The sequence below is a fragment of the Flavobacterium sp. FG139 genome, from assembly GCF_057809695.1.
Window position 1 is genome coordinate 170,391 of sequence record NZ_JBMDKL010000007.1, and the last position, 26,608, is coordinate 196,998.

General features: G+C 32.1%; 25 protein-coding genes. 6 read left to right on the forward strand and 19 right to left on the reverse strand.

Features of this window, described 5'->3' with window-relative positions:
- Positions 1-3: 3 nt before the first annotated feature.
- Positions 4-1,113 (reverse strand): glycosyltransferase family 4 protein, encoded by a 1,110-nt coding sequence (locus ACODSI_RS07960; protein WP_488916305.1) that lies wholly within the window; start codon positions 1,111-1,113, stop codon positions 4-6.
- A 70-nt stretch (positions 1,114-1,183) separates the two neighbouring features.
- On the opposite strand from ACODSI_RS07960, the gene wecB reads away from it, so the two are divergent.
- Positions 1,184-2,311 carry a non-hydrolyzing UDP-N-acetylglucosamine 2-epimerase gene (gene wecB / locus ACODSI_RS07965; protein ID WP_488916306.1) on the forward strand — a complete coding sequence of 376 codons (1,128 nt, stop codon included), beginning with the start codon at positions 1,184-1,186 and terminating at the stop codon, positions 2,309-2,311.
- Here wecB and ACODSI_RS07970 read toward each other — a convergent pair.
- The 14 genes from ACODSI_RS07970 to ACODSI_RS08035 all read right to left on the reverse strand — a co-directional run bounded on the left by ACODSI_RS07970 (position 2,283) and on the right by ACODSI_RS08035 (position 17,001).
- The gene (locus ACODSI_RS07970; protein WP_488916307.1) at positions 2,283-3,524 is read right to left on the reverse strand and encodes a hypothetical protein; all 1,242 of its coding nucleotides are present in this window, start codon (positions 3,522-3,524) and stop codon (positions 2,283-2,285) included. The two genes, wecB and ACODSI_RS07970, sit on opposite strands and share 29 nt — an antisense overlap.
- Positions 3,518-4,780 (reverse strand): oligosaccharide flippase family protein, encoded by a 1,263-nt coding sequence (locus ACODSI_RS07975; protein ID WP_488916308.1) that lies wholly within the window; start codon positions 4,778-4,780, stop codon positions 3,518-3,520. Before ACODSI_RS07975 ends, ACODSI_RS07970 begins: the two co-directional genes overlap by 7 nt.
- An 82-nt stretch (positions 4,781-4,862) precedes the next feature.
- Positions 4,863-5,417: a hypothetical protein gene (locus ACODSI_RS07980; RefSeq protein ID WP_488916309.1), complete on the reverse strand. Its 555-nt coding sequence runs from the start codon at positions 5,415-5,417 to the stop codon at positions 4,863-4,865.
- 35 nt (positions 5,418-5,452) lie between these two features.
- Positions 5,453-7,297 (reverse strand): glycosyltransferase family 39 protein, encoded by a 1,845-nt coding sequence (locus ACODSI_RS07985; RefSeq protein ID WP_488916310.1) that lies wholly within the window; start codon positions 7,295-7,297, stop codon positions 5,453-5,455.
- A gap of 6 nt (positions 7,298-7,303) precedes the next feature.
- Positions 7,304-8,260 carry a glycosyltransferase gene (locus tag ACODSI_RS07990; protein ID WP_488916311.1) on the reverse strand — a complete coding sequence of 319 codons (957 nt, stop codon included), beginning with the start codon at positions 8,258-8,260 and terminating at the stop codon, positions 7,304-7,306.
- Complete coding sequence (gene rfbD, locus ACODSI_RS07995) at positions 8,257-9,114, reverse strand: dTDP-4-dehydrorhamnose reductase (RefSeq protein ID WP_488916312.1); 858 nt, start codon at positions 9,112-9,114, stop codon at positions 8,257-8,259. The genes ACODSI_RS07990 and rfbD overlap by 4 nt, the downstream gene beginning before the upstream one ends.
- Positions 9,108-9,659, reverse strand: a complete 552-nt coding sequence (gene rfbC, locus ACODSI_RS08000; protein WP_488916313.1) for a dTDP-4-dehydrorhamnose 3,5-epimerase — start codon at positions 9,657-9,659, stop codon at positions 9,108-9,110. The genes rfbD and rfbC overlap by 7 nt, the downstream gene beginning before the upstream one ends.
- Positions 9,660-9,661: 2 nt before the next feature.
- Positions 9,662-10,525, reverse strand: a complete 864-nt coding sequence (rfbA, locus tag ACODSI_RS08005) for a glucose-1-phosphate thymidylyltransferase RfbA (protein ID WP_488916314.1) — start codon at positions 10,523-10,525, stop codon at positions 9,662-9,664.
- Between the two features lie 6 nt (positions 10,526-10,531).
- Positions 10,532-11,515, reverse strand: a complete 984-nt coding sequence (locus ACODSI_RS08010; protein ID WP_488916315.1) for a hypothetical protein — start codon at positions 11,513-11,515, stop codon at positions 10,532-10,534.
- A 5-nt stretch (positions 11,516-11,520) separates the two neighbouring features.
- Positions 11,521-13,209 carry a DUF6909 family protein gene (locus tag ACODSI_RS08015; RefSeq protein ID WP_488916316.1) on the reverse strand — a complete coding sequence of 563 codons (1,689 nt, stop codon included), beginning with the start codon at positions 13,207-13,209 and terminating at the stop codon, positions 11,521-11,523.
- 42 nt (positions 13,210-13,251) lie between these two features.
- Positions 13,252-14,124, reverse strand: coding sequence for a carboxypeptidase-like regulatory domain-containing protein (locus ACODSI_RS08020; RefSeq protein WP_488916317.1), 873 nt, complete (start codon positions 14,122-14,124; stop codon positions 13,252-13,254).
- Complete coding sequence (locus ACODSI_RS08025; protein WP_488916318.1) at positions 14,124-14,999, reverse strand: carboxypeptidase-like regulatory domain-containing protein; 876 nt, start codon at positions 14,997-14,999, stop codon at positions 14,124-14,126. The genes ACODSI_RS08020 and ACODSI_RS08025 overlap by 1 nt, the downstream gene beginning before the upstream one ends.
- Positions 14,996-16,492: a GH3 auxin-responsive promoter family protein gene (locus tag ACODSI_RS08030; protein ID WP_488916319.1), complete on the reverse strand. Its 1,497-nt coding sequence runs from the start codon at positions 16,490-16,492 to the stop codon at positions 14,996-14,998. The genes ACODSI_RS08025 and ACODSI_RS08030 overlap by 4 nt, the downstream gene beginning before the upstream one ends.
- A complete protein-coding gene (locus ACODSI_RS08035; protein WP_488916320.1) occupies positions 16,492-17,001 on the reverse strand; it encodes a peptidase in 510 nt (169 codons plus the stop codon). Before ACODSI_RS08035 ends, ACODSI_RS08030 begins: the two co-directional genes overlap by 1 nt.
- A 137-nt stretch (positions 17,002-17,138) precedes the next feature.
- Here ACODSI_RS08035 and tatA point away from each other — a divergent pair, with 137 nt between their 5' ends.
- Positions 17,139-17,336 (forward strand): twin-arginine translocase TatA/TatE family subunit, encoded by a 198-nt coding sequence (gene tatA / locus ACODSI_RS08040; RefSeq protein WP_488916321.1) that lies wholly within the window; start codon positions 17,139-17,141, stop codon positions 17,334-17,336.
- A gap of 66 nt (positions 17,337-17,402) precedes the next feature.
- Here the strand turns inward: tatA and ACODSI_RS08045 are convergent, their stop codons facing one another.
- The 4 genes from ACODSI_RS08045 to ACODSI_RS08060 all read right to left on the reverse strand — a co-directional run bounded on the left by ACODSI_RS08045 (position 17,403) and on the right by ACODSI_RS08060 (position 21,801).
- On the reverse strand, positions 17,403-19,529 hold the full coding sequence (locus ACODSI_RS08045; RefSeq protein WP_488916322.1) for a Tex family protein: 2,127 nt from the start codon (positions 19,527-19,529) through the stop codon (positions 17,403-17,405).
- An 11-nt stretch (positions 19,530-19,540) separates the two neighbouring features.
- The gene (locus tag ACODSI_RS08050; protein ID WP_488916323.1) at positions 19,541-20,455 is read right to left on the reverse strand and encodes a cation diffusion facilitator family transporter; all 915 of its coding nucleotides are present in this window, start codon (positions 20,453-20,455) and stop codon (positions 19,541-19,543) included.
- Positions 20,456-20,887, reverse strand: coding sequence for a ribose 5-phosphate isomerase B (rpiB, locus tag ACODSI_RS08055; protein ID WP_488916324.1), 432 nt, complete (start codon positions 20,885-20,887; stop codon positions 20,456-20,458).
- A gap of 680 nt (positions 20,888-21,567) precedes the next feature.
- Positions 21,568-21,801 carry a DUF2007 domain-containing protein gene (locus tag ACODSI_RS08060; RefSeq protein ID WP_488916325.1) on the reverse strand — a complete coding sequence of 78 codons (234 nt, stop codon included), beginning with the start codon at positions 21,799-21,801 and terminating at the stop codon, positions 21,568-21,570.
- A gap of 108 nt (positions 21,802-21,909) precedes the next feature.
- Here ACODSI_RS08060 and rnr point away from each other — a divergent pair, with 108 nt between their 5' ends.
- The 4 genes from rnr to ACODSI_RS08080 all read left to right on the forward strand — a co-directional run bounded on the left by rnr (position 21,910) and on the right by ACODSI_RS08080 (position 26,261).
- Entirely contained in the window at positions 21,910-24,090 is a 2,181-nt protein-coding gene (gene rnr, locus ACODSI_RS08065; protein ID WP_488916326.1) for a ribonuclease R, read from the forward strand.
- Positions 24,091-24,092: 2 nt separating this feature from the next.
- Complete coding sequence (locus ACODSI_RS08070; protein WP_488916327.1) at positions 24,093-24,758, forward strand: head GIN domain-containing protein; 666 nt, start codon at positions 24,093-24,095, stop codon at positions 24,756-24,758.
- 64 nt (positions 24,759-24,822) lie between these two features.
- Positions 24,823-25,506, forward strand: coding sequence for a LysE family translocator (locus ACODSI_RS08075; protein WP_488916328.1), 684 nt, complete (start codon positions 24,823-24,825; stop codon positions 25,504-25,506).
- A gap of 8 nt (positions 25,507-25,514) precedes the next feature.
- On the forward strand, positions 25,515-26,261 hold the full coding sequence (locus tag ACODSI_RS08080; RefSeq protein WP_488916329.1) for a hypothetical protein: 747 nt from the start codon (positions 25,515-25,517) through the stop codon (positions 26,259-26,261).
- Positions 26,262-26,608: the final 347 nt, after the last annotated feature.

Sequence of the window (26,608 nt, forward strand, 5' to 3'; positions counted from 1 at the left end):
CTTTTAGGCTTTTTGATAGGCTTTTTGATAGGCTTTTAATGTTTTTTCAGCTGCTTTTTCCCAAATATATTCTTGAAGAATTTTATTTTTTAACTCTACTTGGAATGGTGCATTATAGGCGTTGTCAATAGCGTCTATAATTGAATTAACGTCATCTGGTTCACAATAAAATGCGTAATCTTCAAAATATTCTTCAGTATCGCCTTTTCTAGTAACAACAATGTTACATCCCATCGCCGCTGCTTCTAAAGAAGATAGCCCAGGTGTTTCCATCCAACTTACTAAAGCGTGTACTTTGGCAACCTGATATAATTCTTTAAGTTCTTCGTGGGGAATAGGGCCTAAAAATGTCACATTTTTACCAGCTTCCTCATGAACTAAGTCAACATATTTTTTTTGGTTTTTAGATTCATTTCCTACTAAAACCAATTGATAATTTGTTTTATTAATCGCTCGAACTAAGTTTAAAGTTGACTTTCTTCCCTCTATTCTTGCAGCGCAAACAATACAGTCTTTATATTTTAAAAACTTATTGTTTGAATCAATGTGTGAATTATTAAATATTTTTTGGTCAATCGAATTGGGAATGGCTTCAAATTTATAATTTTCTAATTTGAACTCTTTAGCAACACGATTCATTTCGGAGATAGAATTGGGAAGAAAGACATCTACGTTGTTAGTGATTTCTTTCATTAAACCATAGTACCCTTTAAATAGCATTTTAATGACTCCTTTATGAAATCTATTTTCGTGATAATGACGAATAATATTTTTTAAATATCCTATTTGGTAGGGTGATAAAACGTTAGCTATTTTTTGTGCGAATCCGCCTCTTGCTTTTTGTTCGTATTCTGTATATAAGCCATAAATGGTTGAAAGTACAATTTTTTTATTTTGTCTTTTGGCATTAATGCATTGTAAGTATATGTCTTGTGGGTCCATAAGATTGAATAAATGAACCACGTCATAACCCTCTAAATTAGGTTCAAATTCTAATGAAATATCAACGGTTACTCCTAACTTTTCAAGATATTCTTTTGTTTTTAGTATTTGGATTAAATCTCCACCTGGAGCAGTATATAGATTCGTTCTTGTCTGAAAAAGGACTTTCATTTATTAGATCTTAAAGCTTTACAAATATAGATATTATTCTTAGTTTTACAGCGTTTAAAACCACACGTAAATGAAAAAAATCCTGTTTCTTTTTGGCACTCGTCCTGAAGCGATTAAAATGGCTCCACTGATTAAAACATTCTCTTCTGATTCTAACTATCAGGTGAAGGTTGGGGTTACTGCACAGCATCGAGAAATGCTAGACCAAGTTTTAGATTTTTTTAAAATTACGGTAGACTACGACTTAAACATCATGAAGCCCAATCAAAGCCTTTATGAATTGACCTCAAATTTAATTATAAAAATTACAGAAGAAATTTTAGATAAAGAGGATTTTGATTATGTTTTTGTTCAAGGCGATACTTCAACGGTTTTGGCCGGTGCACTAGCTTCATTTTATAAAAAGATTAAAATTGTACATATTGAGGCTGGATTGAGAAGCTCTGATTTATACTCACCATTTCCAGAAGAAATGAATAGAGTATTAACTTCAAAAATTGCAAATTTCCATTTTTGTCCTACACAAAATTCTGCATTAAATTTAGAAAATGAAAATATAACCCAAAATGTGTATGTTGTAGGAAATACGGTTATTGACGCTCTTTTTTCTGGAATAAAAGTAATTGAAAATTCTTCTGAAAATATATTCTTGGACCAATATAATGATATTGATTTCTCTAAAAAAATTATATTAGTTACCTGTCATCGAAGAGAAAATTTTGGAAAACCATTTGAAGAAATTTGTAATGCCTTATTAGAAATTTCTAACTCATTTGAAAATGATGTTGTTATTGTGTATCCTGTGCATTTAAATCCAAATATTAAAGAAATAGCTCACCGTAAATTAATTCGTAAAAACATCAAGCTTATCGCGCCATTAGATTATCCTAATTTGATTTGGATGATGAATCGTTCCAATATTATTCTAACGGATTCTGGAGGCATACAAGAAGAAGCGCCTAGTTTAGGGAAACCTGTAATTGTGCTAAGAGAAGTGACTGAAAGAATGGAGGGTGTAGATGCTGGAACTGCAATTTTAGTGGGATCAAATAAAGAAAAGATTGTTTTTGAAACCAATAAACTATTGACAGATTCTGATTATTATTTAAAAATATCTAAAGCAAATAATCCATACGGAAATGGAACAACTAGCGAAAAAATTAAAGATATTATTTCGGCTGAAGCGCATTTTTCTTAATCAAGAATTCTCTCATTCCAATCAAGAAACCAATAATGATTGATTTATTATCTAATTTGAAATACACACCCATAAAAACCCAAGTAGACAGAATTAGAAACACACCGGTACCCATTAATAACATATTGATATTATTAATTAATGGATCTTCGCTTCTTTTTTGTTTGTAAATCAGACCCAAAAACGATAATAAGAAAAACAAGCCTAACAATCCCGATTTAAGAAAAATGGTCATAAAACCATTATGGGCTATAGAAATGTATTGTATTTTGGATCCGTCTGCGGTTAAAATTACCTGTCCTAAATTTAATTTTGATCCTATTCCTTTTCCAAAAAACACTGCTCTAGTGCCGTCTTGAGAAACTTGTTTTACTGTAATTATATTTTCAAAAGATCTGTAATTGTCATTAAAATCTTTCCAATCTTCTTTATTAATTTTTGTTTTAAAAGCTTCTTCTGGAGCAATCTTTATTTTATAAAGAAGGGTTTCAATGCCTTTACCATTTCTTTTAGGATTAGAATAATAGATAGCCGAATAACTTAATAATAGCACAACTATGGCCATAGTCAAAACCTTAATAGATTTTTTGGTTAACACATAATATCCTTTAATTCCTAAAATCAGTATCCCTAACTGTAAAAAATTTGTACGCGCTAAGTACATAAAAACTGAAAAGCCAATTAATAAAATAAAGATTGTCTTTTTCTTCTTATCTATTTTAATAGCGAAGTTTTTACTAAAAAGCAGCAGTATTAAAACATATACCTCATAATCGCTAAAATATCCTGCTTCAGTTCTGATTAAATTCATATCTACACTGTGAAAGCGTAAAAAAGCTACAATTATTAAAATAATATGCAGAACAGCAAGTACAACTCCGGCATTAATAAAAGCTTTGAAAGCCTGAGTTGGAATACGATTAAATAGTTGATAACCAACTAAAATCCCTAAAATTGGTTTTAATAAATAAGTAAGATCTTTAACTCTAGAAAAGACTTGGTACTCATAAAAAAAACTTGAGATTAAGGCAATAACAACAATAGAAGAAAAAAGAGCAACAAACTTTAAAATTGTTACTGAATATGTTTTTCTAACCGTTGCAATTATGGTAACTAACCATACTAAAAATGTTAATTCATATACCGGAAAAAAAGTAACTACTATACATAAAGTATATAAAAAACTATAGAAAACCGATGATTTGACTAGCATTGTATTTGATTTTTCTTAAAACTAATAATCGAACTATAAAACAACAGTACAAACAACAACTCCGCTACTAAAATAGACATTACCACACCATATAATTGAAATATTGGCACTAATGTTACTAACATTAAAACATTAATTAAAGTAACCGCAATGATTATTCTAATGTACTGCTTGTCTTTTTGAATTAAAAACATTGCCAATTCTAAAGATATGGATAAAACCATTAAACTGGGAATAATAAGGGCAAATTTCACCACAGAGGATAATATCTTTCTATTTTCTAAAGGAACATTGAAAAAAGTAATAATGTCTTCAGAAATAAAACCTAAAATACAAGTTGAAATTACTACAAAAACAAAAATTGCAGTTGTATATTTTTTCCAAAACACAATAGTATCTGGTATTGACACACTAAATTTAAAACATAGTTTCGGAAAAAAGAATCGTAAGTATACTTGCGAAAATGTTCTGTATAATGAAACAATCTGTTCTACAACCTTGTATTGACCTCCATAGGAAAATCCAAGCAAATAACTTACCATTAAAAGCGGTGAATGTTGTCTTAATGAAAGTGATAATTGAGACATACAAAACATAAAATCACGAACAATAATTTCTTTTATCTGTTCAAATTTTGGATAGAAAAGTGTAAAATTAAATTTCTTGAATATGTAAAATAATGCTATCAAATTAAAAATTAAAGAACTTAGTCCAAGTAAAAAATTCACCAATATATAATCTTCTTTTTGTTTTACAAATAGAAAAACCATAATCAGGTATGTCGATTTTGATAAAATATTTATCAAACTTGATGTTTTGAAATCTTCTAATCCTTGTAGGAACCATGTTGGATTGAAAACTTGTGCAAAAACTATTGTAAAACTTAAAAAAAACAATGTTCTTTCGGTAGAAAACATTGGTACAAATGAAATGATTAAAAAAGCAATTAAAAAAGCAATTACTACTAAAACTACTTTTGTAAATAGGGTTATTACTAATTGGTGGTGTAATTGTTCATAGCTATTTCTACTCTCTGATATCTTTTTTGTTCCTTTTATATCAAAAGCATAATCAACAATTAATATTAAAAACAATGAAAAAGCAAAACCTAAACCAATTTTACCAAAACTATCTAGCTTACAAACTGAAATTATATAAGGAGCAATTATTATTGGGCTGACTAAATTAAAGCCTTGTCCTATACTATAGATAAGAAACTTATTTTTTATTTCATGTATTAAGCTTGAAAAACTCATGTTTTAATTTTAAGTAATAAGTAAATAAAAGCAAATACCTCATTGTAATAATGAGGTATTTGCTTTTAATATCTTTTGGATATTATTTTATAATTTTTTGTATTTGATCGTACAATCCTTTTTCAGATGTTGACTGAGGGTCATGTACGCCATTAATATCTTTTGGGGTAATCATAGCTGTTTGAGGATCAAAATCAGCAGTAACTTTTTCTACTAAAAGATACTTAAAAAAATCATTCCCATTTACGCTAAAATCTTTTCCAAAATAACTCATTTTAAAACTGTTAATTTTAATTGGTTTTTGATCTTTATTGGTTCCAAAATCTAGCCTAATATTATCAGGAATAATTCCGTCTGGCAATCTAAAAACGATATCTTGTGGCTTGTCACTTCCTTTAAATTCGGTAAATAAGGATTTTTCTTCAACGTATTTTTCTTCATTTTGACTTTTGTAATACACTTGAAAACTGTCGTCTTTTAAAACTGTTGCGTTCAAAGTAATGGTAAACAAAGTGTCCTTTTCTACTTTTGAAACTGCTTCGGCTTTATTTTCTTCATTGGCATTGTTCGCTTCATTTTTACAAGAAATCATCGTTCCAAAAAATGCTATTGCTAATACAGCTACTATTTTTTTCATGTTTAATTATTTTGTTACAAATTTATTTATTTTTTTTAATTAATTACAATCTGTTTGTCTGTAATATATAAGCCATCTGAACTTAAATTGACAATATAAATACCAAGCTTATACGTTCCTTTATCAACGTCTTTTAGAGACGCCTTTATATCAAAACCTGAGTTGTCATAATTGAATCCGTTATTTTCAGAAGATGTAATATCTGGCCTAGTAATAGGCGTGGAAAAGAAAACTTTTTGATTTTTTGGATTCAATAGTACCGCATAAATGTGACTGTCTTTGGAGTCTACCTTTTCTAAAATAGACCATCCTTTGACTTTCAAACTATCTGAAGTTTGCTCCAAACTCTCAACCCAAGCCTTAATCTTACTTCCATACAATGTCTTATTGTAGGGTACGTATTTTTTTAAGTCAACTTTTTGATTAACCATTTTTTGAGGTAAAAACCGAATAGACCACGCGTCATATCCATTAAATTTTTTATCAACTACAAAATTATTGTTCAAAAACAATTCGTTTTCTTTACTTACTTCATATTTATTACCATGGGCATTAATGTACCAAAACGGTTTTAAATTGGTCGTGTCCTTTTTGATATCAATAATTACAGCATCCAATGTCTTTTCGGAAACATTACTTTCTTTGTTTTTGAAAAAGTAATTAAAATGCCAAAATAGTGTAGTGTAAATTGGTTCTTTGGAAGTGTTATTTTTTATAATAAATTCTGTAGCCTCTCTAAACTGAGACTTGTTGGGTTGTTTATAATATTTGTTTACAAAAAAGATGTCATTTAAAGTAAATAATAATACTAACAAAATCAAACTAATTTGAATGAAAGTATTTTTAAATTGATTAACTCCTATGGCTACAATTAACAAAACAACTGGTAATAAAACAATAAAGTACCTGCTAATAATCATTGGTACTGATAAATACGATTTTACTAAAGGAATAAGTAAAACCAAAAATATCCATGGAAAAAAGACAACAAAGCTGAACACGTATTTTTTTTCTATGATGCTTTCTGATGTGAAAGGACTTTCCTTTTCTTTAGATAGATTTATAAAGTACATTAAAACAAATATACCTATCAAGGCCAACACCATTTCGGAATTGCCAAAAAACTCTTTATAAATATTTGTATAAACATCTGGAGTTGGCACCGGAATCCAAAATTCTTTTATTTGAGAAACCTTAATAAGAATTCCAATAGCTGGGGCAAAAATTACTGCCGCAATAGTACTAGCAATACATGCTTTTTTAAAAAAATTACCTACTCTACTTTTTTCAGTCAATAAGAGGAATATTCCTAGAATTAATAGTTGAGACAAAAAAACAAATATCCCAAAAAAATGAGTCAACAACATTAATCCAGTAAATAATCCATAGTAAATAGCGTTCTTAGAAGTGTTTTCTTTTAAAAAAAGAACCAACTTGTAGAAAGATATTTGAGTAAAAAATACCAATAGAATATAAGGTCTTGCATCTTGTGAGTAATACAAATGAAACGAATTTATTGCCAATAAAAATGCTGCAATTAATCCTGTCTTTTCGCCTATTATTTCTTTTCCTAATTTAAAAATATAATATATACTTAAAATACCTATTGTTGCTGAAAAAAGGCGGGCTATAAAAGTCGTATAACCCAATACTTTAAAAATAAAATACATTGAATAAAAATACAACTGAGGCATTTGCTCTCCTTGTTTTATGGCATTATTTAATTCCAAGAAAGGAGTACTAGGATCTGATTCATTCATCGTATGAATTTCATCTAACCATATACTTTGAAAATCCAGTTTGTAAAGTCTCAATACTGCTCCTAGAAGAAGAATTGATAACAATAAATAGTTGTTTTTTATTAACTGTATTATTTTCATCCGATACTATTTTTCTATTGTTTCTATAAAATCTAAATATATTTTAGGATTTGGTGCACTAATATTCTTTCTAGAACTTAGTTGCAATAATAACACAATTAAGGTTACTGAAAAAAGTTGTAATATTATTCCAGAAATAATCAACGTTAAACTTGAGGCCCATCCTGGAATGGCATTGTTTGTAAAAATTTTTTGATACAAAATATACAGTACCGAAATAAAGCAAATGAAGATTCCGTAAAGGGAATATCTTAAAATGCGCAAGGATAAAAAATCAAAATAAACGGCAATAGAGCTTAATCCGTGGATAATCAGGTTATTAAAGTTCATTTTAGATACGCCTTGGTAACGTTTTCCTCTGTCTAACAATACTTTGTCAAACGGTATTTTAGATTGGATAATGCCTCCTGAATAATGATTCCAAATATTATTTTGATGAACCACTTTTCCTAATAATGATTTTGGAATCAAACTAAAATTCCCAAAGTTTATTTTTTGTCCGGTAAGGAACAAGAACAGATATTTGTAAAAAAAGTAACCTATTTTAAACATCAATGACTCTTGTCTTTTTTTCCTTTGAGCAAAAATTATTTTATGCTTTTCTAATTGTTGGCTTTTCAGTAATAATGCAGGAATGTCTTCAGGCTTGTCTTCTCCATCACTATCCATTACTATAACAAAATCAAAATCTTCTATCTCATTGTATAGGTATTGTAATCCAACAGCAATTGCTCTTTGATGCCCTATATTAATTTTAAGATTAATTATAGTTATGGGAATTTCTGATGTTTTATCTAAAGAATTATTGTCTTCTGAAGATCCATCATTAATAACTATTAAACAAAATTTATATTGTTCTGATAGTTTTAATTGTAGCTGCTCAATATGTTCTACTAAAATTTTACAGCTTTCCCAATCATTGTAAACAGGTGTTACACAATATATTTTTTTTATATTACTCATACTTGCTTCATTAACTGCCTTTCCCAACTTTCAATAGTAAGACTAAAAATACTTTTAATTTTAGTTTTATCTAAAACACTATAAGTGGGTCTTTGTGCTGGTGTTGGATAGCTTGAGGTTGGAATAGGTTGTAAATCTATTTTAATTGAATTGATTTCAAATATTTTTTTGGCAAAATCATACCACGAACATTGCCCTTCGTTGCTGAAGTTGTAAATACCAAATTTTGAAAAATCGCTTGGATTGCGTTCTGTGTGTGTAATAATTTTGATTAAGACTTCTGCTAAATCAACTGCATTGGTTGGCGTGCCTATTTGGTCGTTTACTACTGATAAACTATCTCTTTCGCTACCCAAACGCAACATGGTTTTCATGAAATTATTTCCGAATTGCGAGTATACCCAAGACGTTCGAATGATGAAATACTTGTCAAAAGTATCTTGTATGGCTTTTTCGCCGTCTAATTTAGTTTGCCCGTAAACTCCAGTTTGATTTGGAATGTCATCTTCTGTGTACGGTGTTTTTTTACTTCCGTCAAACACAAAATCGGTGGAAACATGAAGTAAAATGGTATTATTGTCTTTGCAAACTTCCGCTAAGTTCTTGGCGCCAACTACATTTATTAAATGTGCTTTTTCTGGTTCACTTTCTGCTTTATCAACAGCGGTATAAGCGGCTGCATTAATGCAATATTGGGGTTTAACTTGTTTAAAAACTGCTTTGGTGTTTTCCAGATTAGTAATATCTAAAGTTGATGAATCACAAAAAACAAAATCTACCTCTGGATAATCTCCGGAAATAGATTGTATCGCTTGTCCTAACTGACCTTTAGCACCTGTAACTAATACTACCATACTTTTTTGGCCTTTTGAAGGGTTGGTAACACTTGATCTTTTTCGGAAATAATTAAATTATTGACTTCGAATTGCCAATCGATGTTGATTTCGGAATCGTTATATATAATACCACCTTCGCTTTCTTTATTGTAAAAGTTGTCGCATTTGTAGAAAAACGTTGCGGTTTCACTTAATACTAAAAACCCGTGTGCAAAACCTCTTGGTACAAAAAATTGATTTTGTTTTTCAGCCGAAAGAATCACTGATTCATACTGTCCAAAGGTTTCTGAACCTGGTCGAATATCAACCGCAACATCGAGAACTTCGCCTTGAAGCACACGAACCAGTTTGGCTTGTGCGTGTTCACCACATTGATAATGTAACCCTCGAAGTACGCCTTTGGTGGAAAACGATTGGTTGTCTTGTACAAAATGAACGTTCTGACCTATTCCATTTTGAAAGGTTCTTTCGTTAAAACTTTCCATAAAATAACCACGTTCGTCATGAATTATTTTAGGTTCTATGGTAAAACAGCCTTTTAATTTAGTTTCGGTAAAAATCATTCTTATTCTTCTAATAAACTCATTAAGTGAACGCCATAGCCACTTTTTAATAATGGTGTTGCTAATGTTTTTAACTGTTCAGCATCAATAAAGCCCATTCGGTAAGCTGCTTCTTCAATCGCACCAATTTTTAATCCCTGACGTTCTTCAATGACTTGAACAAATTGTCCCGCTTGCATTAATGATTGGAAAGTGCCTGTATCAAGCCAAGCGGTTCCTCTGTCGAGGATGCTTACTTTGAGATTACCTCTGTTTAAATATTCTTTATTGACATCGGTAATTTCCAATTCACCTCGATGACTAGGCGCAATATTAGCGGCAATTTCAATTACGGAATTATCGTAAAAATAAATTCCAGGAACGGCATAATTGGATTTAGGTTTTTCTGGCTTTTCTTCTATAGATAAAACATTTCCTTCTTTATCAAAATCTACCACACCATAGCGCTCTGGATCATGCACATGATAGGCATAAATCACACCACCATTTGGATTGTTATTCGCTTGTAATAGTTCGGCCAAACCTGTTCCGTAAAAAATATTATCCCCTAAAATCAAAGCAACTTTGTCGTTACCCACAAATTCTTTTCCAATAATAAAGGCTTCTGCTAGACCATTTGGGTTTTCTTGTACCGCATATTCAAATCGGCATCCTAATTTTTTTCCATCACCCAAAAGTTGTTGGAATAATGGTAAATCATGAGGTGTTGAAATGATCAATATTTCTTTGATACCCGCCCACATCAAGGTTGATAATGGGTAATAAATCATGGGTTTATCGTAAATTGGCATTAACTGTTTGCTAACGGCTAATGTAAGTGGGTGCAATCTTGTTCCTGAACCACCAGCTAAAATAATTCCTTTCATAGGTACTTATGCTTTAGATTTTGCTAATTGTTTTTTGTAAAATGACTTAAAAGATCCAAAAACTAAAAATAATAACACGAAAATTATTGGAATAATAAACTTTCTATTTCCGTTAATAAATTCGGTGTTTTTAATGTTAATCGTTGAGCTGGTCTCTTTTATAATTTTATCTGTATCAAGCAATTGCAATCGTAATGAACCTTGTTCAGAAATAAGTTCATTTTTGGTTTTAATCACCTCATTTAATTGCGTATTTTCATTGTAATATACAAGTTTATCACTTTTTTGAGAACCATTTACAGTATTTGAAAAACTATTTAAAACACCATTTATTTGACTTATAATAGAATCGTTTTCTATCATTTTCTTTTTGATATTGCCAACATATTCTTTTTGAACTTTCTTGTAATATTCCGAATTATTTAAAAAATCTAAAAGTGGTTTTACTGTTGCCTCGTTATTAGTAGGTTTAGAGGTAGAATAAGTAATGTTGTGAAAAAGATAATTTCTACTAGTTAATTTATCGTCAACAATTTTTTTCAAATCGCCATCTTCAGCTAATAACTTTACAAATTCAAAATTTACGGGATTACTTCCAATAAATCGGTAAATATCGGTTATTGGCTCTATCTTAATTTTATTAAATTTTTTTGGATTCTTTATTCCAACCACATTTTTTAAAAAAAGTGTGTCACCCTCTTTTATCTTCGAATTAATTAAAGCAATTTTTGAATATAAATAATCGGTTGAAGTAAAGTTAGGTGTAACAATAATCTGATTATCAAAGCTTTTGTTTGTTCTGTCAAGATACCAACCTAATCCAGCACCTATTACGAAAATAATTCCAATCGTAACAATATGCTTTTTGATGTAAAACATCAAATTGAAAATTTTATTCGAAATTCTTTCAAAAAAACCGCCAATTTTCTTAGAAATTTGTGACAAATCAATTTCTTGATTATCTAAATTGTTTTGAGATTCTGAACTCATAAAGTTTATTTTACGTTGAAAATTTGTTCTAATATTTTAATGGTAATTAAATACGTTGGCTTTACACCTGTGGTTCCTAATCCGCCAGAAGCTAACGTGCTTCCGGTTTCTAAAGGATTATCAGAAGCATAATACGCATAACGTACTTTCACATCGGGATTGATACTTTTTCTAATTTTAGAAGCCGATTGAATGGCTTTTTGATAGTAAGCGCCTTCCATTTCTAATCCGATAGCGCCCCAAGTCGATTCGTGGAAGAATTTCAACAAATCTTTATTTTGTAATGACGTTCCTAAAACGGTCACCATAGGTCCAGCAAAAACCGGAATATCATTACCCGCAAACATGCTAGCCGTTAATTCATTATGGAAAAAATAGTTATCGGCAGTTCCTTCATTGATGTGGGCATTCGGAATCATAATGTCGCCTTTTCCTCCTTGAAGAATACCCGCTTTACCCATAATGGAAACCGATTCTACATTTAAGAAAAGTGTGTTAGCGCCTTTTTTGAATGGTTTTAATAACTCGTCAATGGTTTCATAAGCTTGTTCCCCAAACGCATAATCCATCACAATAATCACTGGTTTTTCTTTACCTATATTAGCCTTTGGAAAACCCGATTTTGCCCAGTCAATTTTAGCTGTATCAAATATTTGAACGTCGATGTTTGTTCCTGAATGGTCTGGCAACGAAATCATTCCGTGTTGCAACGCAAAGGCTTCAACTTTATCTCTAACGTCGTGTGCGCCTTGCTTGCTCAATTCTTCATACACAAAGAAATCTGATTTATCTTTCAGCTTTGCTTTGTGAACGTGTGTGGCAAAAATCGAATTCATCACCGAGTGCATGTTGGCACTGATAATATGAACCGGACGATCCAATAAGTTATTTTGATTTAAGACTTCTTTGATGTTGGTTGCCCAAATTTCACCATGAATGTGATGTCCTAAACGTTCTCTTAAAATTGGACTGAACGTGATGGTTCTTTTGTTATTATCTACCACTTCTTCAATGGCTAATTTCCCTAACCAATAGATTACGTGTAAAAAACGATCCGGTTTTTCAGCCGTTGCAAAGGCATCATAAATAGCTAAAACCTCAGCAAACGTTCTTCCCAGCACATTGGCTGCGTGCGAAATGGCTTTCTCTTTATCAACCTGATTTAACTTCTTAGGTTGCAAGGCAGCTTGTTCTAATTTTTGCCAATCGCGAGAAATTCGTCCTTCGTCATCAATTAAAACGCGGTCTTTAATTTTGTGAGATTCAATAAAAATAAAGGTCAAATGCGTTAAAATATCGTAAATGTCTGATCGACCGCGAGTGATTTCAACATTCATTTGTTCTTCGTCAATTCTATAGCAATTTCTTCTTCTTTTTGGAGGAATTATGGCTTTAAAATGCGATTTGGAATAGCCTTCATCTGAAGTTAAATTGATGTAACGGCATTCTTCAATGCCTACCGGAAGTCGCTCTATAACATACAGCAAACCGTTAAGTTCGACTTTTTCTTCTGCAATACTTCCGTAAATTTCTGGTCTTAATTCGAGAAGTGCTTCTCTTAATGTGTCTCCCGAAACACCCATTGGTTTATAGAAACCTCTGTTAAATAAATGCCTCATGGTAATGTACAATCGTTCGATAGCTGCCGACGATTCTTGCGCTCTAGAGCGCGAAATGTTTTTAATTTCTTTCATTAAATTTTGTTTTCTAACCTGCAAATATACTGATTTTGTCGTTTAGTTGGTTAGGATAAGGTTAATTGCTGGTTCATAAACCATCATTTTAATAGGCAATCCGTTATTGTCATACTTGATGTCTTTGTTCCATTTTCCTCCTGAAAAAGAAAACATAAAGTCGCGTTCCTCAAAATTGTATAACACCAACGGAAAGTAACTTTTTTTGATTGAAGTGACATTCGAATTGAAATCGGTCACCGTCGTTTCAACTTTATTTTTCTCTATTATCAATTTTTCAAATCCCACAAAAAGTCCTTTTTTAGGCATTCTTAAATTGAAATTAGACAGGCTAAAAATGTTTTTATTTACACCTTTTTTGACGGTAGTCACAAAATCTTTTGCCAACAATTCTTCGCCTGGAAAACCATTAGCATCCACACTGTAGAAGTGAATTTTAATGGTGGCATCGTCAATTTTGCTGTCGGTTTCGACCGTAACTTGCCTAATGTTTCTGGTCTTTTTATACTTTGGATAATACGGAAAGAATTTCACGTCTATTCTTGGCCCGTTGTCAAAGGCTTGGTAAATGGTGGTTTTACTTTTTCCTATTTCGATGACTTTCGTTTCAAGCTTTTTGGTCACTACCACTTCTTCCAATTGGAATGATTTCGGATTCAAATGGACCACATTTGCCTCTGAAGCTTTAACCACTTTTTTCTCATAGCCTAAAGCCGAAAAAACCAAATTTTTAGTTGGCTTTGTATTAATGGAAAAATCCCCATTTTCTTCAGAACTTACACCAATATTTTCGTTTTCTACCCAAATGTTGGTATACGAAATTGGCTTACCAGTTACACTGTCTTTAACCACGCCTTTTATTTGGGCGGAAACCATTGATGAGAGTACTAAAAGTAATAGGTAAAAATTTTTCATTAATTTGTTAATATGATGTTTATGGCTGGTTCTAACACTAAATACTGCCCTTCTCTTTCTAAATAGGTTAGTTTTCTTTTCATCCATTCGTTATTTAAAAAAACATACGACTTTTCTTCTTCTGAGTTATTGCAAATTATAGCTGGCGCATACAGTTCTGTATCGTAATTCAGTCCGTTGTATTTATAAGAATAAATATACTTATTGCTTTCTATAAGCATACTTTCTAGACCAATATCAATACCTTTTTCAGGGAACTTTATTTTATATTTTGAAACGTCTATTTGGGTTTTATTTCTACCTCTTTTAACTTTTACAATGATGTCTTCGTTTACTAAATCAATAACAGGTAAATCTGAAACACTATCATGAAGTAAGATTCTAAGTTTAAAGGTTGCGTCTTTAATTTCTGATTGGGTAAAAACTTCAATCTCTTTTAAATAAGGAGTTCTTTTGTAAATGGTGTCATAGTCAAATTTTTTGGCTAAAATCTGCGGATATTTTCCTTGCAAATGGGTAATTCTTCTAAAAACCGATTTTCCAACCAATAAAGATTCCGATTTTTTTAATGTAATGATATCAATATTTTCTAATTCGATGCTCTTTTGACTAAGCAGCACTTCGTTTTTAGAATTTAAATTTGCTTTTTTAGAATGATATCCAATGATGGAGAAAAACAAAGGTTTGTCTTTTGCCGTTTTTATTTCAAATGTCCCGTCTTCTCTCGAAGTTGTTCCACTATTTTCATGTTCTACCCAAATATTTACATAAGGAATTGGCTTGCCGGTTACACTGTCTTTAACAACGCCTTTTATTTGAGCAGCAACCGAAAAACTAAGTAAAACAACTAAAAACCATAGCCTTTTCTCTATCATCTTTTTTCTTTTTTCTCAAAAAAATCAGCTATTTTCCTATCGTTAGACAATCGTGGTAACTTGTTTTGACCGCCCAATTTCCCTATCGATTTCATGTATTCTTGAAAACCGTTTTTGGAAATTTTAGTAATCACCAAGGTTCGCAATACTTTACCCACAATCAAATCGTCGTAATACACATTTTGTTGGCGCATAGCATGGTCAATAGCTAACGCAAATTCGTCTAAATTATTGGGTTGGTTTTCAAATTCGATGAACCATTCGTGATACGGTAAACCAGTTTCTGGAGCAATTTGTGGCGCTACAGTAAACTCATTCACCCGAATGTTGGTGTTTTCCATCGCTTGTTGCAAAGCGTGTTCCACTTCTTTTCCGATAACATGCTCACCAAATGCCGAAATATAATGTTTAATTCGACCCGAAACGATAACTCGAAACGGTTTCAAACTCTTAAATTGAATGGTATCACCAATATTGTATGCCCATAAACCGGCATTAGTGGAAATGATTAAAACATAATTTACACCTAATTCTACTTCACCAATAGTATAACGCTTAGGATTTTCCCTAAAGAATTCTTCCGATTTTACAAATTCATAGAAAATTCCCGAATTTAATAACAGTAACATTCCTTTTTCGGTTTGGGAACCTTGATACGCAAAAAATCCTTCTGATGCTGGAAAGAGTTCAATCGAATCGATTTTTCTTCCTATTAAATTTTCAAATTTAGCACGATACGGTTCATAATTCACGCCACCGTAAATAAACAAATTGAAGTTTTTGAAGAGTTCTCCAACAGGCTTTCCTCCTTTTTGTTGTAGTTTTTCAAAATACATTTGCACCCAAGACGGAATTCCCGAAATGACTGCCATGTCTTCGTTAATCGTTTCTTCAACGATAGCATCCACTTTGGTTTCCCAATCATCAATACAATTGGTTTCCCAACAGGGCATACGGTTTTTCTGTAAATATTTCGGAACAAAATGCGCTACAATTCCAGAAAGTCTTCCGAGTTTAATACCGTTCTTTTCTTCTAAAATCGGACTGCCTTGCAAGAAAATCATTTTGCCATCTACAAAATCGGCTTTACCTGTTTCATGAATGTAATTGAGAATGGCATTTCGAGCGGCTTCTATATGAAACGGCATCGATTCTTTCGTAAGCGGAATGTATTTAGCACCTGAAGTGGTTCCCGACGTTTTAGCAAAATAAAGTGGTTTTCCTTTCCAAAGAATGTTTTCTTCACCTTTTACCACTCGGTCTATATAGGGTTTCAGTTCTTCGTAATCGCGAATGGGAACCTGTTGCGCAAAATCTTCAGTGGTTTTGATTTTGGCAAAATTATGGTCTTTTCCAAACTGCGTGTTTTCTGCTTGACGTATCAAATCAAGAAACACTTTTTGCTGGGTTTCTACAGGATTTGAAGCCCATTTTTGAGTTTTTTTGTGGATGGATTTGGCAAATATTTTGGCTGCAAATGATTTTAATGACATTATTTATGCTTCTTTTTTGAAGTTTTTTCTTGTTCTTTAACTTTCTCTTCTTCGTCGGCAACTTGTTGTCTAAGCTTTAATTCCGATGCGGTTGCGGTCAATTGCAAATCGGGTAACGTATCTTCTTTTATAGCCAAAATAGAATCTTTATTGACTTTGGCATACTGTAAATTACCGTTCAAAACCTTTTTAATCGATTCTAAATACAATTCGTTTTTTTTGATGGCAAATTCCAGTGAATCCGATTTTAGAGCCAATTCGGTAGCGTCTTTCTTGAGTTTGGTTGACGTATATCCCGGAATGTATTCGCGTAAAGGCGTAAAGGCAATAATGTAGGTTGTAACCGTAATAATCAATATGGCGCCGATGGAAGCCACCACAAAAACATTCATCAAAGTTAACTTCAAAGAAAAGATTTCTTCGAAAGTATCTTCGTTCAAAATCACCAATCGGTTCTTAGTGAAGAGTTTCTTCTTTAATAACTGTTTTTTGAGGCGTTTTTCAGACATGAATTTGATTATTATACAAATATAGAAATTAGTTCCAATTCGAACTTGGCTTTTTAACGTTCTTTAACGTGAAATATTTGCTGAACTCCGTTTTTATTTTTTACATTTGCATATTATTATTTCTAATTTAAAAGACTATGAACTTTTTAACTATATTTTTAGAGCTTACAGGAATGCATGTATTGCTTATTTTAGGTGTTGCTTTATTGCTTTTTGGAGGTAAAAAAATTCCAGAATTAATGAAAGGATTAGGAAGTGGCGTTAAAGAATTTAAAAAAGCCGCTCAAGATGATCAACCTACTGTTTCTAAAAAAGAAGAAGATACAAAAGAATAACTTTAGTTATTTTAAAGCAAAAATCCCAAATTCCGATTAAACTTGGAATTTGGGATTTTTTATTTTTTATAAAATCATCGTCAACTGAATGCGTTTTCGGTCTTCGTCAACCTCAACTACTTTGACCTGAACGTGTTGGTGGAGTTTTACGACTTCATTCACATCGGAAACAAAACCGGCTTGGAGCTGTGAAATGTGTACCAAACCACTTTCTTTAACACCAATATCTACAAAGCATCCAAAAGCCGTAATGTTGTTGACAATTCCGGGTAAAATCATTCCGGTTTTAACGTCTTTGATTGTTTTTACATTGGGATCAAATTCGAATACTTTGGCCGCTTTTCTTGGGTCAAGTCCGGGTTTTATTAACTCTTTTAAAATGTCTTTGATTCCGAGAATTCCAATGGTTTCGTTGGTATATTTTTCGGGTTGAATTAACGCTATTTTCTCTTTATTGGCAATCAATTCGTTAACCGAAATCTTCAAATCTTTAGCCATTTTTTCCACAATTGGATAGGCTTCAGGATGCACCGCAGAATTGTCTAATGGATTTTTTCCATTGTGAATTCGAACGAATGCAGCCGCTTGTTGGTAGGCTTTTTCACCCAAACGCGGTACTTTTTTGATTTGTTTTCGATCTTCAAAAGGACCGTTTTCGGTACGATATGCCACAATATTTTCGGCCATCTTCTCTCCTATTCCCGACACATAACTCAACAACGATTTACTGGCGGTATTGATGTTAATTCCAACCGAATTGACGCAACGCACTACAACTGTATCCAATTCTTCTTTCAGTTTAGTTTGGTCTACATCGTGTTGGTATTGCCCTACACCTATTGACTTCGCATCGATTTTTACCAGCTCAGCCAACGGATCAGAAAGTCGTCTGCCAATAGAAACCGAACCACGAACGGTTACATCGTAATTTGGAAATTCATCACGTGCAATTTTACTGGCTGAATAAACCGAAGCTCCAGCCTCTGAAACCACAAAAACTTGAACCGGTTTGTCAAAAGCTATTTTTTTAATGAAAAATTCGGTTTCACGACTGGCGGTTCCGTTACCAATAGAAATCGCTTCGATGTTGTAGGCATTGACCATCGATTTTATCTTTTTCATCGCCATGGCCGTTTCGTTTTGTGGCTGGTGCGGATATATCGTTTCGTTGTATAATAAATCGCCTTTTTCATCCAGACAAACAATTTTACAACCGCTTCTAAAACCAGGATCGATGGCTAAAATTCGCTTTTCTCCCAATGGTGGCGCTAACAACAACTGACTCAAGTTACCGGCAAAAACATCTATCGCTTTGATGTCGGCTTTGGCTTTGGCTTCCTGTAAAGTCTCGTTTGAAATAGCAGGATGAAGTAATCTTTTATAACTATCTTCAATGGCCAATTGAACATGAGAAATTGACGGCGAATTACTATTTTTAATTACCAATTCGTCTATTACATCATACGTTTCATCAAGATCTGTTTCGATTTTAAGTTTTATAAAACCTTCGTTTTCGGCACGAAGCATAGCAAGTAATCGGTGAGATGGTGCTTTTGACAACGGTTCTGACCAATCGAAATATTGAGCAAACTTTTGAGCGCCTTCTTCTTCGGCTTTCTTTTTTACGACTTTAGTTTCTATCACGGCTTTTTTAGCATACAAGCGTCGCAAACTTTGTCGTACAGCAATGTTTTCATTAATCCATTCGGCAACAATGTCTCTTGCGCCTTGCAAAGCTTCCTCTTCGTTGGGTACATTTTTGTTGATGAATTGTGTTGACAAAAAATCGACATCATCATTTTTTTGCGCTAATATCAAATTAGCTAATGGTTCTAAGCCGTTTTCACGCGCTACATCGGCACGCGTTTTTTTCTTCTTTTTATACGGCAAATACAAATCTTCAATTTCTTGTAAATCGAAACTTTCTGTGATTTTTTTCTTTAATTCTGGTGATAATTGACCTTGCTCTTCAATAGTTTTTAAGATACTTTCTTTGCGTTTTACGATTTCGTCGTACTGTTTAGATAGTTTGGCTATTTGTTCAATAACCACCTCATCTAAATTTCCGGTTTGGTCTTTTCTATAGCGTGAAATAAAAGGAATGGTGCACTCTTCTGAAAGCAATTTCAACGTTGCTTCTATATTTTTGGGCGAAGTATTTACTTGGCTTTGAAGGAATTGAATGTTGGTCATTATGTAATTAATTAATCTTGTACGATGCTGTCTTTAGGATCTTGTTTTTCGAATTCGGGTTGAATGTTGATGTGATTGATATGAAATTGATCGAATAAAACGTGTTCAATTTGCTCTAAAAGTTCATTGAATTCACTCATTTTAATATCGTGCATACAATCTAAATGTGCCTCAAGATGGAGTTCTTCATCGTTTAAATTCCAAATGTGAATGTGGTGCAATTTTTTCACTCCAGGAATTTTGTGAACCTCATCAACCAATTTACCAAGATCAATACTTTCGGGAGTAAACAGCATCAACATTTTAGTAGATTCGATTACTAATTTGGCGCCAACCACTATCAAATAAATGGCAATAGCAATAGTCATGACACTATCTACCCAAAACCAACCGTAAAATTTCATTAGCAATCCGCCTACTAAAACGGCAACGGAAGCCATCATATCGGTTAATAAATGCAGGTATGCCGATTTCATATTGATGTTGTGATCGGCGTCTTTTTGTAGTAATAAAACCGAAGCACCATTGACAATAATTCCTAAAATAGCCAACCAAATGACCAAACTCGATTCGATAGGTTTCGGATGTATAAAGCGTCCGATAGCGCCATAAATAAGGATGAAAGCAACAATAATTAAGGTTGAAGCATTTACAAAAGCGGCTATCAATTCGGCACGTTTGTATCCAAAAGTATTGTTTTCAGTAGCCTTTTTACGCGATAATTTATGAGCTATCAAGCTAAATCCTAATGAAAGTACGTCCGAAAAATTGTGAAGTGCATCAGAAATAAGTGCCAAACTACCCGAAACAATGCCGCCAATAATTTGAGCAATGGTAATGAGTAAATTCAACAAAATAGAATAGACTAAATTTTTGCCTTGTACTTCGTGTTTGTGGATGTGAATATGTGAATGATCGTGTGCCATTTATGAGCAACTAATTTTAGCTACACGTGTAGCGTGTCTTCCGCCTTCAAATTCAGTATTTAAAAAAGTGTCTACAATTTCTACGGCTTGTTGAATAGAGGTAAATCGCGCCGGAATGCTTACTACATTCGCATTATTGTGTTGGCGCGCTAGCGCCGAAATTTCTTTGGTCCAACAAAGTGCCGCACGAATACCTTGATGTTTGTTGGCGCTCATCGCAATTCCGTTTCCAGAACCACAAATGACGATTCCGAACTCGGCTTTTCCAGATTCGACATCGATCGCTACAGGATGCCCAAAATCGGGATAATCTACACTATCAAAAGTGTCGGTTCCATGGTTTAAAATTTCGTGTCCTTTTGAAGTTAAAAAGGCAACAATAGCCTTTTTATAATCTGGTCCTGCGTGATCGTTTCCGATAGAGATTTTCATAGTTTTTTATATTGTAGTTGTGTGCACAAATTTAATCAAACTTATTAGGATATCGTTTTCATTTTAGTAAAAATATAACTACCTGATTTACTTTGTATAACGAAATTGTGTTGATAACATATTTTTATAAGTAATTGAAAATCATTGCATTTTATGTAATTCAAATGTTAAATTTTTTAATTGTTAATAGCGATTTACAATTCGTTGATATTCAGCTAACTTTAAATTAACAGCTTTTGTTAACAACTTTGGATAGAAAATTAGAAGTTTTTTTTGGTGGTGTGCGTATAATTTGTAATCAAAAATTGAAACGAGAAAATCAAATTTAGTTTGGGCTTTTTTTAGAAAAGTTATCAATACTATTTTTATGTTTTTCAACAGAAATGAACAACCAAAGTTATCTACAAAAAGTTTGTTTTTTTACTTGTTAACAACTGTTGATGAATTTCTAAATTAGCTTAAAAATGAATGAATTACTTTCTTAAAACTATGTTAATAAATCGGTATAAAAAAGCACAACTACAAAATCAACTTTTAAAAATTAAAGTTATGCTACTAATTAACACGCTATAATAACCATTATAAATTAATTAAAATTTAAAATTTCTTTTTGTTGCTTTTAATAGATGTTGAAAACTTTAAATTTTAAAAAATAGAACAAAGAGATTAGAATATAGATTTTATACTATTTCTAAATTGGTATTTAAGTTATCTAAAATTTCTTGTACTTTTTCAAAATCGTTGGGATGCACTTTTAGCTGAATGCCGCCATAGGCATAGCTCGCCATAGGATTTACTGAAACTAAATTCTCGTTTTGAAATAAAAATGGAATTCCTTTATGTTCTAAAATCGATTTTAACACAATGATTTCGTGTGGAAAATTGAATACAGCAATCGTTTCAAATTCGGTCATTTTGATTTTTTTATAAAGGTACAAAAGTTATATTTTAGATAAATATTGTCTCTAATTACTATTTACAGCGTACTATTCACTAATTTTAAACTTTATTATAAATGAATTATGAGTAAAATGCCAAAAAAGTTTGGAAAACCAGCCAAAACGTTCTCTGAAAAGATTTTAAAAATACTATCTAAAAACGCCAATAAACCATTTAATTACAAGCAAATATGTGCTGTTCTTGAATTGAATGATACTAAAAGTAGAAACGAAATCATTAAAGATTTAAAAATACTTGCCGCTCAAAAAGTAATTATTGAAAGCGAACCTGGAAAATATTTAGTGAAAGCTGTTTCGCAAGATTATTATGAAGGAACGATCGATATGACGTCTCGAAGAACGGCGTATTTTATTTGCGACGAATTTGAGGACGATGTATTTATACCGACCAATAATTTGAATCATGCTTTAGATAAAGACAAAGTTAAAGTCTATGTTTACAATCGTCGTCGTGGTAAAAAACCCGAAGGTGAAGTGATTGAAGTTTTGGAAAGAAGTAAAACCGAATTCGTCGGTGTGATTGACATTCAGAAAAATTTTGCTTTTGTATCTACCGCCAATGCGAAAATGTATACTGATATTTTTATTCCGAAAGACAAATATTTTGGTGCCGAAAACGGTGATGTAGTGGTGGTTAAAATTGAAGATTGGCCTAAAAAAGCCGATTCACCTTTTGGTTCAGTCATCAAAGTTTTAGGAAAACCCGGCGAACACGATACTGAAATTCACGCGATTCTTGCCGAATATGGTTTGCCGTATGATTTTCCGGTAGAAGTAGAAGTTTTCGCCCAAAAATTAGATACTGCCATTCATCCCGAAGAGATTGCAAAGCGTCGTGATATGCGTGATACGTTAACGTTTACAATTGATCCAAAAGATGCTAAAGATTTTGATGATGCCTTATCGTTTAAAAAATTAGAAAATGGCAACTTCGAAATCGGAATTCATATTGCCGATGTGTCGCATTATTTGCAAGAAGGAACCATTCTAGATGATGAAGCCTATAATAGAGCTACTTCGGTGTATTTAGTGGATCGAGTAGTTCCGATGTTGCCCGAAGTGTTGTCTAATTTTGCTTGTTCGCTTCGTCCGAAGGAAGAAAAATATACGTTTTCGGCTATTTTCGAAATCGATCACAAAGCAACAGTTATCAACCAATGGTTTGGAAGAACGGTTATCAATTCGGATCAACGTTTTTCGTATGAAGAAGCACAAGTGATAATTGAAACTAAAGCAGCCACTATTCCAGCTGAAATTTCTTTAACTGGAAAAGAATATAAAGCTTCCGATGCAATTACAGAAGCGACTTTAAAATTGGATGAATTGGCTAAAATTCTTCGGAGAAATAGAATGAATAATGGTGCAATTTCCTTTGATAAAGTCGAAGTGAAATTCAATTTGGATGACAACGGTGAACCTGAAGGTGTTTATTTTAAAGTTTCGAAAGATGCCAATCATTTGATTGAAGAATTCATGCTTTTAGCCAATAGAAAAGTAGCCGAATTTATTGGAAAACAAAAGAAAACTTTCGTTTATAGAATTCACGACGAACCTAATGAAGACAAGCTTTTTGCGATGCAAGCCTTGATTTCTAAATTTGGTTATAAAATAGATTTACGAGAAAAGGCAACTATTTCTAAATCGTTAAATCAATTAATGTCCGATGTTAACGGAAAGAAAGAACAGAATTTAATCGATACGTTGGCCATTCGAACCATGAGTAAAGCCAAATATTCTACCGAGAATATTGGTCACTACGGATTAGCTTTTGATTACTACAGCCATTTTACATCACCTATTAGACGTTATCCCGATGTGATGGTACATCGTTTACTGCAATATTATTTGGATGGCGGAAAATCAGTTTCTGCAGAAGTGTATGAAGAAAAATGTGAACATTCATCCAATATGGAAAGTTTAGCTACCAACGCCGAACGTGATTCGATTAAATACATGCAAATTAAATACATGCAAGATCACAAAGACGAAGAGTTTTTGGGTGTTATTTCAGGAGTTACCGAATGGGGAATTTACGTAGAAATTGTATCCAATAAATGTGAAGGAATGTGTAGAATTCGAGAAATAAAAGACGATTATTACACATTTGATGAAAAACAATATGCTTTAGTAGGTGAAATTTCTAAGAGTTTACTACAATTAGGCGACGAAGTTTACGTTAAAGTAAAAAATGCTGATTTGGTAAAAAAACAATTAGATTTTACGTTCATCAGAAAAAATGAATAATTATGAAACAAATATTTTTTAGTTTATTAGTATTCAGTTCGGTAGCATTCAGTCAAACCGAAAAAAAAGTAGGTGATTTTAATAAGGTAACTGCTTTTGATCAAATTGATGTGATTTTAGTTCCAGGAAATGAAACCAAAGTAGTACTTACGGGTTCAGGTGCTGAAGAAGTAGAATTAGTCAATAAAAACGGTGAATTAAAAATCAGAATGCCGTTAACAAAATTACTTTCTGGTGATAATATTTCAGCAACCGTTTATTACAAAAAAATAGAGGCTGTAGAGGCTAATGAAGGTTCTAGAATTGCTAGCGAAGCAACTTTTAAATCGACTTCATTTGATATAAAAGCCAAAGAAGGTTCACAAGTAAAAATAAAAGTTGATGTTAGTAAATTAACGGCAAGAGTCGCTAATGGATCTTCAATTTCAGTTACTGGAGCAGCTACCAATCAAGATGTTTTAGTGAATTCGGGCGGTACTTATGAAGCGGATAAACTCATTACAAATCAAACGGTTATCACTTCAAATGCAGGAGGTGAAGCCGATGTTTATGCTACCGATTTAGTGGACGCTAAGGTGCGTGCTGGTGGCGATATTACCATTTACGGAAAGCCAAAAGAAATCAACCAAAAAATCGTTGCTGGAGGAACAATTGAGGAAGCGAAGTAGATTTATTTTAGATTTTAAATTTTAAATTCTAAATTGCAGAATAAATTTACGTTAAAAAATAGTTATGTTACAAGATATTGCTGCTGCTATTCTTCCTGGTTTTATATTGAGTTTTATGATTGGTCCAGTATTCTTTGTACTACTAGAAACCAGTGTTGTAAAAGGAATTAAAGCAGCTATAATCTTCGATTTAGGTGTTGTTTTAGCCGATGTTATCTTCATTTTAATAGCTTATTTTAGTAGTTATAGGTTAATACAAAGTATAAAAGACGATCCTGCTTTATTTATTTTTGGTGGATTAGTGATGCTTACTTATGGCATTATTACGTTAATAAAGAATAAAAAAGCAGAAAAAAGTATTGATGAAGAAGACCCAGCAGAATTAGCTAAAAACAATTATGTTACTTTATTCATAAAAGGGTTTTTTCTTAATTTTATTAATGTTGGAGTACTTGGTTATTGGTTATTAATTTTAATTACAATTGGGCCTCGATTAAAATTAGATCCAACTCGAATGTTTACTTTTTTAGCCACAATGGTTACCATGTATTTTATTACCGATATTTTTAAAATATTAGCAGCCAAACAATTACGTACTAAATTAAATCCTAAAAACATTCTACTTATTAAAAAGTTTATTAGCGTTGTTTTAATAATTTCAGGTGTTTTTATTCTTTCCCAAGGGTTATTACCCAAAGACAAGCAAATTGTTACTAAAGCAGCTGAAAAGCTAGAAAACAAACAATAATCTTTTTTATGCAGAAAAAAATAAGTTTATTTCTATTATTTTTTTCACTTTCATTTTACGGACAAAATGATACCATTTCGGTTGTTGTACCTCAAGTATATACAGTTGAATCAATCGATACAACCCATGTAATGTATCAAAATATAGATTTAAAAACTTCAAATAGTAGTGTTGTTTCATTAGAAAAAGTCAATGTTGTTTATCGTGGATTACCCAATCTTATCTCAATTGCAGTTCCAAATTGTAAATCATTTACAGCTTCAGGAATTGGGTTATACAAATATGCAGAAGGTAAATATCAATTACTTCCTGGTTCAGGAATTGAATCTATTATTATTATAGATATTGTTTTAAATGATGGTTCTACTAAAAAAGAAGTATATAAATTTAGAATAAAAAACATACCAAAAGCTTATGGTGCAATTAATGGATTAATTAGCCATCAATCGATAATTTTAATGTCTAAAGATGAACTTAAAAATGCCACAATTTCTATTGATTTTCCTAAAGATTTTCTGTACGATTTAAATATTAATTTAGATCAATTTGTAGTTAAGATTGGTAATAAGAGTATTGTAATTGAAGGAACAAAATTCACTAAAGAAGTAATTGATTTAATTGACAAACTTCCTATTAATTCTATTTTTGAGATTCAAGATTTAAAACCAGACAAACATTGTGATAATTGTTGTTATTCCAGAATAAATCCAATTAAAATAATGATTATTGAAACTATAAATTCTGAGGAGAATTAATAGTTTTTTCTAAAAATTTACAATAAAAAACCCAAAATTTTCCTTGAAGGTTTTAGAGGCATCGTCCGTCCCGAAGCTTCGGGAGAATCGAAGTAGACGGTTTTGTATTACCTTTAATTAATTTTTTCTAAAAATTTACAATAAAAAAACCTCCAAGTTTCCTTGAAGGTTTTAGAGGTATCGTCCGTCCCAAAGCTTCAGGATAATCGGAGTAGACGGTTTTGCAATATCTTTAATCAATTTTTTCTAAAAATTCACAATAAAAAAACCTCCAAGTTTCCTTGAAGGTTTCAGAGGCATCGTCCGTCCCGAAGCTTCGGGAGAATCGAAGTAGACGGTTTTGTATT

Excerpts from the sequence above, each read along its gene's own strand:
- ACODSI_RS08010 (WP_488916315.1), bottom strand. The coding sequence starts at position 11,515 with ATGAGTTCAGAATCTCAAAACAATTTAGATAATCAAGAAATTGATTTG.
- ACODSI_RS07960 (WP_488916305.1), bottom strand. The coding sequence starts at position 1,113 with ATGAAAGTCCTTTTTCAGACAAGAACGAATCTATATACTGCTCCAGGT.
- ACODSI_RS08075 (WP_488916328.1), top strand. The coding sequence starts at position 24,823 with ATGTTACAAGATATTGCTGCTGCTATTCTTCCTGGTTTTATATTGAGT.
- ACODSI_RS08070 (WP_488916327.1), top strand. The coding sequence starts at position 24,093 with ATGAAACAAATATTTTTTAGTTTATTAGTATTCAGTTCGGTAGCATTC.
- ACODSI_RS08020 (WP_488916317.1), bottom strand. The coding sequence starts at position 14,124 with ATGAAAAATTTTTACCTATTACTTTTAGTACTCTCATCAATGGTTTCC.
- rfbD (WP_488916312.1), bottom strand. The coding sequence starts at position 9,114 with ATGGTAGTATTAGTTACAGGTGCTAAAGGTCAGTTAGGACAAGCGATA.
- ACODSI_RS08015 (WP_488916316.1), bottom strand. The coding sequence starts at position 13,209 with ATGAAAGAAATTAAAAACATTTCGCGCTCTAGAGCGCAAGAATCGTCG.
- ACODSI_RS07980 (WP_488916309.1), bottom strand. The coding sequence starts at position 5,417 with ATGAAAAAAATAGTAGCTGTATTAGCAATAGCATTTTTTGGAACGATG.
- ACODSI_RS08050 (WP_488916323.1), bottom strand. The coding sequence starts at position 20,455 with ATGGCACACGATCATTCACATATTCACATCCACAAACACGAAGTACAA.
- ACODSI_RS08060 (WP_488916325.1), bottom strand. The coding sequence starts at position 21,801 with ATGACCGAATTTGAAACGATTGCTGTATTCAATTTTCCACACGAAATC.
- ACODSI_RS08035 (WP_488916320.1), bottom strand. The coding sequence starts at position 17,001 with ATGTCTGAAAAACGCCTCAAAAAACAGTTATTAAAGAAGAAACTCTTC.
- ACODSI_RS08030 (WP_488916319.1), bottom strand. The coding sequence starts at position 16,492 with ATGTCATTAAAATCATTTGCAGCCAAAATATTTGCCAAATCCATCCAC.
- tatA (WP_488916321.1), top strand. The coding sequence starts at position 17,139 with ATGAACTTTTTAACTATATTTTTAGAGCTTACAGGAATGCATGTATTG.
- ACODSI_RS07975 (WP_488916308.1), bottom strand. The coding sequence starts at position 4,780 with ATGAGTTTTTCAAGCTTAATACATGAAATAAAAAATAAGTTTCTTATC.
- rfbC (WP_488916313.1), bottom strand. The coding sequence starts at position 9,659 with ATGATTTTTACCGAAACTAAATTAAAAGGCTGTTTTACCATAGAACCT.
- ACODSI_RS08025 (WP_488916318.1), bottom strand. The coding sequence starts at position 14,999 with ATGATAGAGAAAAGGCTATGGTTTTTAGTTGTTTTACTTAGTTTTTCG.
- ACODSI_RS08045 (WP_488916322.1), bottom strand. The coding sequence starts at position 19,529 with ATGACCAACATTCAATTCCTTCAAAGCCAAGTAAATACTTCGCCCAAA.
- rpiB (WP_488916324.1), bottom strand. The coding sequence starts at position 20,887 with ATGAAAATCTCTATCGGAAACGATCACGCAGGACCAGATTATAAAAAG.
- ACODSI_RS07990 (WP_488916311.1), bottom strand. The coding sequence starts at position 8,260 with ATGAGTAATATAAAAAAAATATATTGTGTAACACCTGTTTACAATGAT.
- wecB (WP_488916306.1), top strand. The coding sequence starts at position 1,184 with ATGAAAAAAATCCTGTTTCTTTTTGGCACTCGTCCTGAAGCGATTAAA.
- ACODSI_RS07970 (WP_488916307.1), bottom strand. The coding sequence starts at position 3,524 with ATGCTAGTCAAATCATCGGTTTTCTATAGTTTTTTATATACTTTATGT.
- ACODSI_RS08080 (WP_488916329.1), top strand. The coding sequence starts at position 25,515 with ATGCAGAAAAAAATAAGTTTATTTCTATTATTTTTTTCACTTTCATTT.
- rnr (WP_488916326.1), top strand. The coding sequence starts at position 21,910 with ATGAGTAAAATGCCAAAAAAGTTTGGAAAACCAGCCAAAACGTTCTCT.
- ACODSI_RS07985 (WP_488916310.1), bottom strand. The coding sequence starts at position 7,297 with ATGAAAATAATACAGTTAATAAAAAACAACTATTTATTGTTATCAATT.
- rfbA (WP_488916314.1), bottom strand. The coding sequence starts at position 10,525 with ATGAAAGGAATTATTTTAGCTGGTGGTTCAGGAACAAGATTGCACCCA.